Genomic DNA, 13,621 nt, shown 5'->3' with positions numbered 1-13,621 from the left:
CGCGAATGTCTCCGTCGCGCTCGGGCTTTGGGAGGGATCTCAGGGCTCGGGCCCGATGCCGTTGTAGCTGAAGTGGCGCAGGCGCACCTCGCCATCGCCGGCGGCGAACAGCGCCGGCCGCAGGCTTGCAAGGCTGCTGACGGCGGTCTGGTGCAGGGCTGAAACCTCCGTGAGCCACGGGTTGCAGGTCCAGGGACCGTCGCCGATCGCGTGCTCGAAGGTCAGGAGGTGGCGGCGGTTCGTCACGCGCAGGCGGTGATGCTGCCCTTGCACGGCCTGCCGCATCCAGCCGTGGCGCTGGCCATAGCTGTAGGTGTGCATCTGGCCGTCGCCGATGCCCACGCCGACGAAGCCGCGCGCGTCATGGAAGAGAGCCAGCCCACCCTGGGCCGCACCTTCAAGCTCGAATTCGATCTCGGCGGTGTAGCTGCGATCGCCCGCGAGGCAGGTCAGCGGTGAGCAGTCGGACAACCCCGTGCCCTTGCCCCGCAGCGTCAGACCGGTGCCGTCATAGCGGGCGCGCTGCAGGTCCTCGGGCGTTGCGTCCTGGAAGGTCCACTGCAGGCCGAGGCGGTCATGCGTGAAGTCGTCGCTGAGCGAGAGACCCGCTGCCAGCACCGATCCACCGCGCGGCTTGCGCTGGGCCCGGTCGAGCGGGTCGCCATTGCTGCGCGGCCAGCCGTCACGCGTCCATTCGATCGGCGCCAGCAGCACCTGCCGCCCGAGGGTACGGTAGCCGCTTTCGTGGCCGTGGCACAGCATCCACCAGTCGCCTGCCTGGCCTTCCACCAGGCTGGCAGGGCCGCTGGTGCGCCACGGCCCGTCCGCTGCGCTATCGATCAGGCTGAACGGGCCGTCCTGCCAGGGCCCGGCGATGGAAGGCGCTCGCGCCACCTTGACCACATGGCCGTCAAGCGCGTTGGCGCCCTGGGCCTGGACGCGGTAGAAGAAGTCGCCCCGGCGCAGCAGCTTGGCGCCGGCGATCGCGGCCGGTGCGGCGCTGCGGGCCGTCTGGGCATGGACAAGCCCGCCGACGGTGGCCAGCCCGTCGTCCGTGAGGCCGACGCGCCGGTCGCCGTTGACGAAGAGATGGCGCCTGCCGTCCTCGCCCACGACATGGGCTGGGTCCAGGCATCCCTGCAGCTCCAGGTCGACGGGATCGCTCCAGGGCCCGCGGATGCTGTCGGCGTGCATGACGTGGATGCCGACCCCCTGAGGCCGTAGCAAGGGGAGGTAGAGGAAGTAGCGGCCGTTGTGCCGGACAAGATCCGTCGGCGAGCCCGTGCCGAGCGGCTGGTTCAGCGCCGCGGCGATGGGCACCCAGTTCACCAGGTCGCGCGAATGCCAGACCACGGCACCCGGACAGGACTGCCGCGACGAGAAGGTCATGTAGTAGTCGGGGCCGTCCTTCAGGATGGCGGGGTTGGGATGATCGCCGGCCACGACGGGGTTGCGAAAGCTTCCGTCGCCCAGGTCCGCCAGCCGCTGGCCGTCGATGCCGCGGCCCCAGGACTGGGTAGGGCGGGTCGTGCCTGCGCTGCCGAGGGCTGCCACCACGGCTGGATGCCGCGGAACCAGGGGCAGCGTGGCCGGCGTGTTCATGCCTTGGACACGAAATGGTCGTGCGCCCACGCGCGGCACGGCAGGCCGCCCGGCATCCGGGTCGGCTCGGCAGCGGTGGCCGCCAGCGTCATGGCGTCGACCTCAGCAGCTTCTGCAGCGTCGGCGCCATGGACCGCTGCCAGATGTCGTAGCCCTTGGCGTTGGGATGCAGCAGGTCGGGCATGACGTCCTTGCCAAGCGTGCCGTCGGTATTGAGCAGCGCGGCATTGATATCCAGGAAGTGAACGCTGCGGCCGTCGGCCAGACCTTCGAGGAGCTTGTTGACGCGCTGGTTGATGCCACGCAGGAAGTCGTCGGGTTTGTCGCCGCGCGGGAAGATGGCCAGCAGCAGCACCTGGGTCCTGGGCAGGCGCTGGCGCAGCTCGTCGAGCAGGCGCTTGATGCCGGCGGCCGTCCGCTCCGGCGCCTCGGCGCGGTGGCCGGTGTTGTTGGTGCCGATCATCAGCACGGCCACCTTGGGTGCGATGCCGTCGACCTCGCCGTGCTGCAGCCGCCACAGCGCGTTCTCGGTGCGGTCGCCGCCGAAGCCCAGGGCCAGTGCGTGCAGCGGCGCGTAGTGGCGCTGCCAGACCTCGCTGCCGTCCTTCTCCCAACCCTGGGTGATGGAGTCGCCGATGAAGACGACTTCGGGCGGCGTGCCGGCGGCGATCAGCCGGGCCTTCTCCTGCAGCTTTTGCTCGTGGCGCGGCTGCCACCAATCGACGGCCCAGGACTCGTTGAGCATGGCCGGCGTGACGGACTCGGTGCGGTAGTCGGGGCAGGCCAGCCCGGCCTTGGCCGTGCGCGTGATGCGCACGTTGGCGACGCTGACGCGGCCCGTGCCGGTCGCGTCGATGGCGAATGGCAGCCTGACCTTGGAGAAGTCGGCGCCTTCGCGCGTGAAGCAGCTCATGGCCAGGGAGACGTGCTGCCAGCCCTTGCCGGCCCAGCTGCGCGCCGGCTCGATGAGGTTGACGCCGCGCTCGCAGCCGTCGCCGCAACTGAGCTTGGCACGCACACCGCCCTTGGCGAGTTCGGCCACATCGAGGTCGAACTCCAGCGTGCCGCCCAGGTAGGGGCGCAGGTCCAGCGGCTCGCGGCTTTCGATGCGCAGCGTGGCCTGCCAGAGATCCTTCCAGTCCAGCAGCACGGCCTCGCGTTTGCCGCCGGTCGTGAGTGCGCTGGCGGCCAGCGTGCTGGCTCGTGCGTAGTCGGCGGTCGGCGCCGGGACGACGACGCCGTCGCCTGCCAGCTCGACCTGGTTCTCCCAGTGGCCGACGACGGTGCGCCAGGCGGCCGATGGCGCCGGCAGGAGGGTGATGTCGGGCGCTGCCTGCGCCAGGGCGCCCAGGGCCGCCGTGGTGAGCAGCGCGCCGAGGAATGACGTGCGAACGCCGCTCACTTGTAGCGCCCCATCTTGACCTTCAGCACGCGCGGGTTCGCGACGAAGTTCAGGCCCCAGTCGACCTGGTCGCCGTTCCAGCGGCGCTCCATCACCCACTTGCCGCTGGTGTCGAAGTGGCCTTCCTCGGCGTACTCGATCAGCGTGCGGCCGCTGCCTTCGACGTCGTCGATGCGCACGCGCGCCTGCTGGCCCACGAGCAGGAATTCGTCGTCGCCGATCTGCGCGATGGACACGCCACCGACGAGCTTGGCGGCATGCGCCGGCGCCTCCTTCTGGTTGCCCGGCCATTCACGCTCGCCGAACTGCCACTGGCCGAAGGTGACGTGGGCCTTCCAGCCCTTCATCGTGACGAACTGGTCGGCATGGTCGTCGGGCTCGGACACGCCGTGCGTGTGGCCCTCGAAGGCCCATTGCGCCCACTGGCGCTGCATCGGCCGGAAGGCGGCGAAGATCTTGGCGAAAGGCTCCAGCGTGGCCTTGTCGTTGGTCTTGGCGCCGAGCGGGTAGTTGGCGTAATCGAAGTAGTCGATGCCGAAGGGCGAGACGCCGATGGAGCCGCTGCCCAGGATCTGATAGAGGTAGCGGGCATAGAGCTCGGCATTGCCGATCTCGGGCACGAACAAGGCGTTGTCGGGACGCTTGAACTTGGCCAGATTGGCGTTGAGCTTGGCCGACTCGGGGTTGTAGATATCGGGGCCGACGATGTCGATGGCGGGCGCGGCGGCCTTGTAGATGTCGATGACGTCGTAGGTCGGGCCGCCGCTGGCGAAGTTCTTGTTCCAGGGCTTGGGCGGCTGCTCCAGCGGGTCGCGCAGCGCGTTGTTGACATACATCGGCAGGTCGTAGACGGCGCGGCCGGCCTTGGCGATCTCGCCGATGTAGCGGGCCTTGGCCCAGGCGTGGAAGTACTCGTCGGCATAGTCGCCGTAGACGGCGCGCCAGTTGCCCTTGGCCGCACCCGGCACCGGCGCCTTCTTGCGCGCCAGCACGGCGGCTGGCACGTCGGCTTCGAAAGCGGCCTGTGCTGTCTTGCCGAAGTCGCGCACCAGGCCGAAGGTGCCGACCTCGTTTTCCACCTGCACCATCAGCACGGTGCGCTCGTTCTCGTCGATCTTCTTCAGGTGGGCCATCAGCGCCGTGAAGGCTCGTCTGTCGGCCTTGAGTGTTTCTTCGCCGAGGGGCGAGAGGCAGTAGCTGTTCTTGCCGTCCGGCTCGACCATGCGCGGGAAGCGCCGGTTGTCGAACTTGACCCAGGCGGGCGTGTACTGCGGGCTGGTGTTCTTCCAGGTGCCGAACCACAGCAGCACCACGCGCACCTTGTTCTCGCGCGCCTGCTTGACGAGGGTGTCGACGAAGGAGAAGTCGAAGCGGCCTTCGACGGGTTCGATCTGCTCCCAGGCCACCGGCACCTCCACGGTGTTGGCGTGGATGTAGGCAATGGCGGGCCAGACCTTCTTCAGCGCCTCTGGGTAGTTGCTGGAGTTGTGGACCTGGGCACCCAGGATGGTGAATGGCGCGCCGTCAACGATCAGCGCGTGACGGCCGTCGCGCTGGGCGAGGCGGGGCATGTCGGCCGCGAGGGTGGCCGTGGCGGCGAGGGGCAGGGCAACCGCCAGCGCCACTTGGGCGAGACGGCGCGAAAGAAGATTCGGCATGGCGGCGGGAATGGGCCGGCCAGCACTTGCGCGCCGGCCGACAGAGGGATCAATAGGTGCAGCGAACCTGGAGGGTGTCGCGGCGGCCTGAAGCGAAGGCAGTTCGCGCTTTCAGGCCGATGGCCTGCGGCGTTCGGTCAAACCACTTTGGTATTGCCACTTTGCCATTTCGACTTTTTGGTAAGACCAGTGAATACCCTAATTGATCCTGCACAAAGGGGCTATTCAGTGGGATTTTCGTGACGTGGCCGCGAGTTTCGCAATTTGGGGCGTTAGCATGTGGTCAGTCCAATTGCCACATCCAGGGAAACATGGCTCAACACCCTCGCGGTAGCGACACGCGCCGCCAGTACCAGTTGGTCGCGGACCGCATTCGAGCCTTGATCGAGACGGAAGGCCGAGAGGCCGGGTCGCGGCTGCCGGCGGAGCGTGACCTCGCCTTGCAGCTCGGCGTGTCACGGCCGTCGTTGCGCGAGGCACTCATTGCGCTGGAGATCGACGGCCGCGTCGAGATCCGCGGCGGCTCGGGCGTGTATGTCTGTGCCGGCCAGGACCAGGGCGATGTGGCAACGTCGGCCCTGGGAGACAGCCCCGGCGAACTCATGCAGGCGCGGGTCGTGCTCGAAAGCGCGGTCGTCACGCTGGCGGCAGCCCGGGTCACGCCGGCTGGATTGCAGCGTATCGAGGAGGCCTTGCAGGCGATGCGTGAAGACCATGCCTTTGGGCGCAAGCCGGTCGAGGCCGACCGGCGTTTTCACTTGGGCATTGCCGAGATGTGCGGCAATTCGGTGCTTGTCGGCATGGTGGGAACGCTGTTCGATGGCCGCCACAGCCCGATCTCCTCGCGCATGAGCGGGCGCTTCGAGCCAACGCATGCCTGGCACGTGGCGCTGGCGGAGCACCAGGCCATCCTCCATGCGCTGGAGGCGCGCAACCCGCAGGCTGCGGCTGCCGCGATGGGCAGCCACCTGCTGGCGTCGCACGGCCGATGGATCGGCGAACCGTCCGATCCGCCGGCCGGGGCGGCTGCCGCCGACTGAGGCAACGACCAGCCTCGCGCCGGCATGGCGCCTCAAACGGTCAGATCCTTGAGCGATTTCGCCAGGGTTTTCCTTGCGAAGCCGAATCTTTCGCGTGGCGCGCGATAGCATTTGGTCAGTCCAATTTTTTGATTCAAGTGAGCCATGGCCAGTCAACCTCGCGGCGGCGGCGACGCCCGCCGCCAATATCAGCTGGTCGCGGACCGGATTCGAGCGTTGATCGAGACCGAAGGCATCGCCGACGGATCACGCCTGCCGGCGGAGCGTGAGCTGGCGCTGCAGCTGGGTGTGTCTCGGCCATCGTTGCGCGAGGCGCTGATCGCGCTGGAGATTGACGGCCGCGTCGAGATCCGCGGCGGCTCGGGCGTGTACCTCTGCGCCGCCACCGAGCGCGGCAATGTGGCGACACCCGCGTTGGGCGAGAGCCCCGCCGAGCTCATGCAGGCGCGCGTCGTGCTCGAAAGTGCGGTCATCACGCTGGCCGCGGCCCGGGTCACCAAGGCCGGGCTGAGGCGCATCGAGGACGCGTTGGAAGCGATGCGCGAAGATCACGCCCATGACCGCAAGCCTGTCGAGGCGGACCGGCGCTTTCACCTCAGCATTGCCGAGATGTGCGGCAATTCGGTGCTTGTCGGCATGGTGGGAACGCTGTTCGACGGCCGCCACAGCCCGATCTCCTCGCGCATGAGCGGGCGTGTCGAGTCAACCCACACCTGGCAGGCGGCGATGGCTGAGCACGAAGCCGTCCTGCATGCGCTGGAGGCGCGCAACCCACAGGCCGCAGCGGCGGCCATGTGCAGCCATCTGCTGGCCTCGCACGGTCGCTGGATCGGCGAACCGTCCGAATCGGCTGTGCGGCGCGCCATCGCCGTCTAGCGCGGCGCTGGCGCCACGCGCCTCACATGACGGCGCCCAGCTGCCAGGGCACGAACTCGTTGTCACCCAGGCCATGCTGCTCGCTCAGCGTGAGACGGCCCGACGCCGTCTCCACGATCAGCCGGAACAGCGCCTCGCCCGCCTCAGCCACCGTTTGCGAGCCCTCGACGATGCCGCCGGCATTGAAGTCCATGTCCAGGGGCATGCGCTCGAACAGGCGGCTGTTGGTGGCGAGCTTCAGCGAAGGCGTGGGCTTGCAGCCATAGGTCGAGCCACGCCCCGTTGTGAAGCAGATCAGGTTGGCGCCACCGGCCACCTGGCCCGTGGCTGACACGGGGTCGTAGCCCGGCGTGTCCATGAACACCAGGCCGTGCGCCTGAACGGGCTGCGCGTACTCGACCACGTCATTGAGCGTGCTGCTGCCGCCCTTGGCCACGGCGCCCAGCGACTTCTCGAGGATGGTGGTGATGCCACCCGCCTTGTTGCCGGGCGACGGGTTGTTGTTCAGCTGCGCGCCGTGCAGGGCGGCATACGTCTCCCACCACCGGATGCGGGCCAGCAGCCGCTCGGCCACTTCAGGTGATGCGGCGCGCGCGGTGAGCAGGTGTTCGGCGCCGTAGATCTCCGGCGTCTCCGACAGGATGGCCGTGCCGCCGTGGCGCACCAGCAGGTCCACCGCGGCGCCCAGTGCCGGGTTGGCGCTGATGCCGGAATAGCCGTCCGAGCCACCACATTGCAGGCCGATGACGAGATGGGACAGCGCGACCGTGCTGCGTCGCGCCGTGCTGGCTTGCGCGGCCAGTTCGCGGACCAGCTGCTTGCCTTGCTCGACGGCTTCGCGGGTACCGCCGGCCTGCTGGATCGTCAGCACATGGATGCGTTCACGCGCTGCGGCAGGCAGGCCCTGCACCAGCGGGTCGACCTGATTCACTTCGCAGCCCAGGCCGATCAGCACCACGCCGGCAAAGTTCGGGTGGGTCGCGTAGCCGCGCAGCGTGCGGCGCAGCAGCTCCAGGCCTTCGCCTTCGGCGCTCATGCCGCAGCCGCTGCCGTGCGTGATGGCGACCACGCCGTCCACGCCAGGGAAGGCAGCCAGCGCCTCGCCACTGAAAGCCTGGGCGATGGCCTTGCAGACGGTCGCCGAGCAGTTCACGCTGGAAAGCACGCCGATGTAGTTGCGCGTGCCGACACGGCCGTCATTTCGCACGAATCCCTCGAAACTGGCCGCCTCGCCAGCGGCCAGTGGCGCTGCGGGCGAGCGGCTGGCCGCCTGGGGTGGCGCTTCCTTGGCCATGTCGACGTTGTGCACGTGCACATGGTCGCCGGCCTGGATGGCGGTGCTGGCCACGCCGATGGGCTGGCCGTACTTCAGTACCACCTCACCGGGCGCGATGGCGCGCAATGCAATCTTGTGGCCCGCGTCGATGGCAGCGCGAACACGCAAGGCAGCACCACCCGGCGCGGCGATTTCTGCGTTTTCCGCCAGCGCCACGCGCGCCACGGCGACGTTGTCGCTGGCGTGCAGCAGGATCAGCGGCGGCGCTTCGTCAGTCGACATGGAAGACGCACTCCATGGCTGCCCAGTGCTCGCCAGGCGCGCGGCTTTCCAGCGGACGCTGGCAGGGGCTGCAGAAGGTCCACCAGCGGCGGGTTTCGGCGTCGGCGGCGATGGCCGCCATGTCGGCCTCGTAGTCGCTGCCGTGGTATTCCCAGCAGCCGAACAGCAGGTTCTCCGGCTCGCGCAGGAAGATGCTGTAGTTGCGGATGTTGGAGGCGGCCAGGCGCGCCAGCACCGCGGGCCAGACGGCCGCGTGCAGGCGCTTGTATTCGGCGATACGGTCCGGCTCGATGCCGATCACCATGCCCATGCGTTGCATTGCGTGTTCCTTGTTCATTGCGCGGCCAGCGCGGCGTTCAGCCGGGGCTGCACCAGGCCGGGCACATGCAGCCGTGCTAATTCAACCACTGGACGCAGGCGCCGTGATTTTTTCTGTTCATGGTTCTGCGCGATGTCGGCCAGCCGATGGGCCAGGAAGGGGTTCAACAGCCGTTCGCGCAGGGCAACCAGGTAGTCCCGCGCCTGATCGCCCTGGCCCAGCGCGTCGAACACCGGCAGCACCTCCTGCTGCCAGGCGGCTTCGAGCGGCTCGCGCAGCGCCGGGTCCTGCATGGCCTGCAGCACGGTCATGTCGGCTGCAAGGCGGCCCTTCTGCCATTGCTCAGCGAGCAGTGTGTGGCCAAGATTGAGCAAGAAGAGCTTGAGCCGTTCGAAGCGCGCGAGATCGTCGGTGAGGACGACGTCGGGATGCCGACAAGGCAGCTGCAGCCGCGGCTGCGCCTCGACGGCCCACAGCGCATAGGGCTCGGCCACGGCGCCGACCGGCTCCAGCGCCTCGGACACGATGCGGTCCACCAGCGAATTGGCCCACACCGGCCGGGCCTGCAGCCAGTCGACGAAGGCCGGCTTGCACTGCCATTGGCGAGCCAGCGCCACGACGAGGTCGCGCAGCGCATCGCCGTTGCGCGATACCAGCTCGCAGGGCAGCAGCGTCAGCTCGGCGTCGGGCTGCGCCTGCCAGCGGTCGTGCAGCAGCACGAGCAGCTTGGCGGGGAAGGATGAGGGCGCTGCGGCGTCGTCGGACAGCAGGGCGGCGGCGTCAGCAGCGTCCAGCACCCAGCCACCGTCGCCGGTGTTGGAAACGATCACCTGCACAGGCCCCCGCATGCGCCCGCGCACGGCGGGCCAGTCCGTCGCGGCATGGAAGGCTTCGCGCACGGAGCGGCAGGTTCTGCGCTCTTCCACGGGCTGGCCCTGCGCCAGGCCGCGCACGATGACGTCGAAGCCTTCGGCACGGGCCATGGCCTGGGTGCGCATCGTGCTTGCCGGGTTGCCGGTGCTCTGCACCACCGTGATGCCGCCCAGCGCCTCGCCGCGCTCGGTGGCTTCGCTGACGAAAAGGTCGACATGTGCCTGCAGGAAGCGGCTGGTGCCGAACTGCAGGATGGGCTGGCCTGGGTTCATGGGTGCCGAGCGGTTTCGAATTCAGGCATCGCGGGCCGAGCGCCGGGCCGCTCCCAAGCCGGCCCGCCAGGGCGATGTGCTTGCCGGTCGAACCGGCAAGCATCGCCGCCCCCTCGGGGGACCGGCCAAGGTACTCCTTGGACGAGGGGCTTCATGCTCAGCATTCGACGATGGCTTTGATGACGCCCTCGGCAGGGTCCAGCAGGCGCGGAAAGCCGGCGGGTACATCGGCCAGCGTCAGCCGGTGCGTGGCCAGCGCCACGTCGGGCACCAGACCCTCGCGCATCGCCTTCATGACGGTCTCGAAGTCTTCCGTCGTGGCGTTGCGGCTGCTGAGCAGCGTCGCCTCGCGCTTGTGGAACTCCGGGTCGGAGAAGCGGATTTCGCCCTGCACGATGGACACCAGCACATAGCGCCCGCCATGGGCGATGAAGCGAAAGCCGCGCTCCATGGCGCCTGGGTTGCCGGTGGCGTCGAACACCACGTCGAAGAACTCACCCTCGGTGAGCCGCGACAGTTGCGCCTCGTCGCCTTCACCCAGGGCCACGGCCGCAGTGGCGCCGGCATGGCGCAGTGCGAAATCGAGGCGGTCCTGGCGGCTGTCGAGGGCGGTGACGATGGCGCCACGCAGGCGGGCGAACAGCATTGCACCGATGCCGATGGGGCCTGCGCCCACCACCAGCACGCGCTGGCCGGCCGCAACCTCGCCGCGGCGGACCGCGTGTGCGCCGATGGCCAGGAACTCCACCATCGCGGCCTGGTCCAGCGTGATGCCATCGGCCTTGCCGACGAAGCGCTGCGGCACGCTGACATATTCGGCAAAGGCGCCGTCGCGATGCACGCCCAGCACCTGGATGCGAACGCAGCAGTTGGTCTTGCCCTGGCGGCAGGCGATGCAGTGGCCGCAGGACAGGTAGGGCATCACGTAGACCGCGTCGCCCGGCTTCAGGCCGCTGTCGGCGTCGGCGTCCTCCACGATGCCCGAGAGCTCGTGCCCCATGACGCGCGGGTAGCTGAGGTAGGGCTGGTGGCCGGTGAAGATGTGCAGGTCGGTGCCACACACGCCCACGCGCTTCACGCGCAGCAACACCTCCGCGGGGCCGCGCTCGGGGCGAGGGCGTTGGTGAGCGACGAGAACGCCGGGGGATTCGCAGGAAACAGTCAACATGGTTCTAGGTGGTGGAGGCGAGGCGGTAGAGGCGAGCGGCGTTGCCCCCGAAAAGCGCCTGCAGGTCGTCAGGTTGGGGAACCGGGTGGAATTGGCGGGCCAACTGGTGGGCGAGCTGCCACCAGTCGGCGTAGTCGGCAGCCAGACGCAGCACGGGCCAGTCGCTGCCCCACAGCAGGCGGCGCGGACCGAACAGCGTCCAGAGCGCCTGGGCGTAAGGGCTCAGGGCTGCCGCATCGCGGCGTTCACCGGCCTCGGTCAGCAGGCCCGAGAGCTTGCAGTGCACCTGGGGGAGGGCGGCCAATGCGGCGATGTCGTTGCGCCAGGGCTCGAGCTCGCCGCGCGCGATCAGGGGTTTGGCGGCGTGGTCGATGACGAGGTTCAACCGCGGGTGGCGTGCGGCGAAACGGCACAGCGCCGGCAACTGGCGCGGCAGCACCAGCGCGTCGAACACCAAGCCGTGGCGCTGCATGGCCTCGGCGGCCGGGCTGCAGGCCGGGTCGTCGATCCAGTTGTCTTCGGGCAGGTCCTGCAGCATGGGGCGCAGGCCCTTGAGCAGCGGGTGGTGGGCCAGCGCGTCGATCTGCGCTGCCGCATCGGCGGCCTTGAAGTCCACCCAGCCGACGACCCCGCGCACCCAGGGCGTGCGCTCGGCAAGTGCCAACATCCAACGGGTGTCGTCGATGCTCGGCAAGGACTGCACGAGCACGGTGGCGTCAATGCCGGTGGCCTGCAGGTGGGGTGCGAGATCCTCGGGGCCGAAGTCGCGGTAGATGGCCTGCAGCGAGGCGGGCGGCCATTGGCCCTCGCGATCGGCCAGGCGCCAGAAGTGCTGATGTGAGTCGACCTTCATCAGTCGTCCTGGGGCCCGCGCTCGGGCAGGGGCGCATTGCCGGCAATGAGGCCACGGCCGCGCAACCGATGCCAGAGCTCGCGCGGGATGGCGCGCTCCAGCCAGGCGGCGTTGGCTGCGACCTGTTCAGGCGAGCGCATGCCCGCCAGCACGCTGACCACGGCCGGATGCGCCAGCGGAAACTGCAGCGCCGCGGCCTGCAGCGGCACGCCGAACTCGGCGCAGGTTCCGTCCAGGGCCTGCGCCTGGCGCATCACCTGCGGCGGCACGCCGCCATAGTTGTACTTGGCCTGTCCGGCCAGCAGCCCCGAATTGAAGGGGCCGCCAATGACGACGCGCACGCCTGCAGTTGCGCATTGGTCCAGGAAGCCCAGGCTGCCCTGTTCCAGCAGCGTGTAGCGGCCGGCCAGCAGCACGCAGTCCAGCGGTGCGGCGGCGATGGCGTCCTGCGCCACTTCCCATTCGTTCACGCCCAGGCCGATGGCCCGCACGACGCCCTGGCTGCGCAGTTCCTCCAGTGCCCGGAAACCACCGGTGGTCAGCGCGTGCCAATGAAGGTCGTGCTGGTCGCCGTGGGTCAAGCGGCCGATGTCGTGGACGAGCAGCATGTCGATGCGCGCCAGTCCCAGTCGCTGCAGGCTGTCCTCGAAGGAGCGCATCACGCCGCTGTAGCTGTAGTCATACACCGGGCGGAAGGGCAGGGGATTGGCCCAGCCGTCGCTGCCGGCCGCCACTTTCGGGTCGGAATGCATGAGGCGCCCAACCTTGGTGGACAGCACGAAGCTGTCCCGCGGCTGCCGCGACAGGAACTCGCCGACGCGGCGTTCACTGCGCGTGTAGCCGTAGAAAGGGGCCGTGTCGAAATAGCGCACGCCGGCGCCCCAGGCGGCCTGCAGCGTCGCGATGGCCGTGGCGTCATCCACGGCCTCGTAAAGGCCGGCCAGGGCCGCGGCGCCCAGGCCCAGCGTCGTCAGCTGCAGGCCGGCGCCGGTGAGAGGGCGGCTGGGAAGGTGGTTCAAGCGCGGCATTGAAGTTCGTCGCGGGTCCACTTCAGTACAGGACGGCCTTGGCCTCGGGCGACTGCAGGTTGGCCTTGTTGACCCACACGACGCCGGTGTCGCGGAACTTGGGCACGGGCTTCTTCTGCAATACGTCGGAGATGGTCTTGACGCCCAGGTAGCCCATCTGGAAGGAGCTTTGCACCGCGATGCCCGTGAGCGTGCCGTCCTGGACGAACTTCTGCAGGTCCTGGTTGCCGTCGAAGCCGATGGCGACCAGCTTGCCCGCGCGGCCGCTCTGCACCAGCGCGCGGCCCATGCCGACGGCGGTGGGCTCGTTGGCGCCGAAGATCGCCTTGAGGTCGCGGTGGGCGGCCAGTACGTCGGTGGTCTGGTTCATCGCGGTGGCCATCTGCGACTGCGAATAGAAGGGCCCGACGATCTCGAGCTTGGAGTTGGCCTTCAGGTAGCTTGTGAAGGCGCCGACGCGCCCGACCTCGGAGCCGGCCCCGGCAACGAAGGACATGACGGCCACCTTGCCGGTGGTGCCGATCTTGTCGATCAGCTGTTTGGCGCAGAGCTCACCGGCGGCGCGGTTGTCCGTCGTCAGAAAGGACTGGTAGTAGGGCTTGCCGGCCTCGGACACGTGCGAGTCGATCAACACGACGGGGATGCGCGCTTCCCAGGCCTTCTTGATGACCGGCACCAGCGCGTCGGGGTCCGACGGGCCGAGCACGATGCCGGCTACCTTGCGGTTGATGGCGTTCTCGACGAGGTTGACCTGGTCGGCGATGGCTGATTCGCTGGCCGGGCCGGAGAAGGTCAGCGTGTGGCCGGCGATCTCCTTGATGGCGGTCTCGGCGCCCTTGTTGACGTTCTGCCAATAGGTCGAGTTCGTGGTCTTGACGATGACGGCGATTTCGCCGGCTTGGGATGCGGTGCCGAGCAGGGCCAGGCAGGCGCTCACGAGCGCGTGAATCAAAGGACGGGGCATGGGATGTC

The 13,621-nt window shown here is 68.8% G+C and carries 12 protein-coding genes; 2 read left to right on the top strand and 10 right to left on the bottom strand.

Annotated features, from left to right (window positions below):
* Positions 1 to 39: 39 nt before the first annotated feature.
* The 3 genes from ASC91_RS13470 to ASC91_RS13460 form a co-directional block, all read right to left on the bottom strand.
* Positions 40 to 1,602, bottom strand: coding sequence for a family 43 glycosylhydrolase (locus ASC91_RS13470; protein WP_056197510.1), 1,563 nt, complete (start codon positions 1,600 to 1,602; stop codon positions 40 to 42).
* An 88-nt stretch (positions 1,603 to 1,690) separates the two neighbouring features.
* Positions 1,691 to 3,004 carry a GDSL-type esterase/lipase family protein gene (locus ASC91_RS13465; protein ID WP_235531982.1) on the bottom strand — a complete coding sequence of 438 codons (1,314 nt, stop codon included), beginning with the start codon at positions 3,002 to 3,004 and terminating at the stop codon, positions 1,691 to 1,693.
* Positions 3,001 to 4,662: a DUF5597 domain-containing protein gene (locus ASC91_RS13460; RefSeq protein WP_056197509.1), complete on the bottom strand. Its 1,662-nt coding sequence runs from the start codon at positions 4,660 to 4,662 to the stop codon at positions 3,001 to 3,003. Before ASC91_RS13460 ends, ASC91_RS13465 begins: the two co-directional genes overlap by 4 nt.
* Before the next feature lie 311 nt (positions 4,663 to 4,973).
* Here ASC91_RS13460 and ASC91_RS13455 point away from each other — a divergent pair, with 311 nt between their 5' ends.
* Positions 4,974 to 5,702 carry a FadR/GntR family transcriptional regulator gene (locus ASC91_RS13455; RefSeq protein WP_056197507.1) on the top strand — a complete coding sequence of 243 codons (729 nt, stop codon included), beginning with the start codon at positions 4,974 to 4,976 and terminating at the stop codon, positions 5,700 to 5,702.
* Between the two features lie 144 nt (positions 5,703 to 5,846).
* The gene (locus ASC91_RS13450) at positions 5,847 to 6,578 is read left to right on the top strand and encodes a FadR/GntR family transcriptional regulator (RefSeq protein ID WP_056197505.1); all 732 of its coding nucleotides are present in this window, start codon (positions 5,847 to 5,849) and stop codon (positions 6,576 to 6,578) included.
* Positions 6,579 to 6,600: 22 nt separating this feature from the next.
* Here the strand turns inward: ASC91_RS13450 and ASC91_RS13445 are convergent, their stop codons facing one another.
* The 7 genes from ASC91_RS13445 to ASC91_RS13415 form a co-directional block, all read right to left on the bottom strand.
* Positions 6,601 to 8,136: a UxaA family hydrolase gene (locus tag ASC91_RS13445; RefSeq protein WP_056197503.1), complete on the bottom strand. Its 1,536-nt coding sequence runs from the start codon at positions 8,134 to 8,136 to the stop codon at positions 6,601 to 6,603.
* Positions 8,126 to 8,455: an L-rhamnose mutarotase gene (locus ASC91_RS13440; RefSeq protein ID WP_056197501.1), complete on the bottom strand. Its 330-nt coding sequence runs from the start codon at positions 8,453 to 8,455 to the stop codon at positions 8,126 to 8,128. The genes ASC91_RS13445 and ASC91_RS13440 overlap by 11 nt, the downstream gene beginning before the upstream one ends.
* 14 nt (positions 8,456 to 8,469) lie before the next feature.
* On the bottom strand, positions 8,470 to 9,600 hold the full coding sequence (locus ASC91_RS13435) for a D-mannonate oxidoreductase (RefSeq protein ID WP_056197499.1): 1,131 nt from the start codon (positions 9,598 to 9,600) through the stop codon (positions 8,470 to 8,472).
* Between the two features lie 157 nt (positions 9,601 to 9,757).
* The gene (locus ASC91_RS13430; protein ID WP_056197497.1) at positions 9,758 to 10,768 is read right to left on the bottom strand and encodes a zinc-binding alcohol dehydrogenase family protein; all 1,011 of its coding nucleotides are present in this window, start codon (positions 10,766 to 10,768) and stop codon (positions 9,758 to 9,760) included.
* Between the two features lie 4 nt (positions 10,769 to 10,772).
* Positions 10,773 to 11,621, bottom strand: coding sequence for an amidohydrolase (locus ASC91_RS13425; protein WP_056197495.1), 849 nt, complete (start codon positions 11,619 to 11,621; stop codon positions 10,773 to 10,775).
* Complete coding sequence (locus tag ASC91_RS13420) at positions 11,621 to 12,640, bottom strand: aldo/keto reductase (RefSeq protein ID WP_056199524.1); 1,020 nt, start codon at positions 12,638 to 12,640, stop codon at positions 11,621 to 11,623. Before ASC91_RS13420 ends, ASC91_RS13425 begins: the two co-directional genes overlap by 1 nt.
* 31 nt (positions 12,641 to 12,671) lie before the next feature.
* The gene (locus tag ASC91_RS13415) at positions 12,672 to 13,613 is read right to left on the bottom strand and encodes an ABC transporter substrate-binding protein (RefSeq protein ID WP_056197494.1); all 942 of its coding nucleotides are present in this window, start codon (positions 13,611 to 13,613) and stop codon (positions 12,672 to 12,674) included.
* Between the last annotated feature and the right edge of the window lie 8 nt (positions 13,614 to 13,621).

Origin of the sequence: Pelomonas sp. Root1237 (genome assembly GCF_001425055.1) — a bacterium.
In the GTDB taxonomy this organism is placed as follows: Bacteria; Pseudomonadota; Gammaproteobacteria; order Burkholderiales; family Burkholderiaceae_C; genus Pelomonas.
This window is presented reverse-complemented; position numbering and strand designations above follow the sequence as displayed.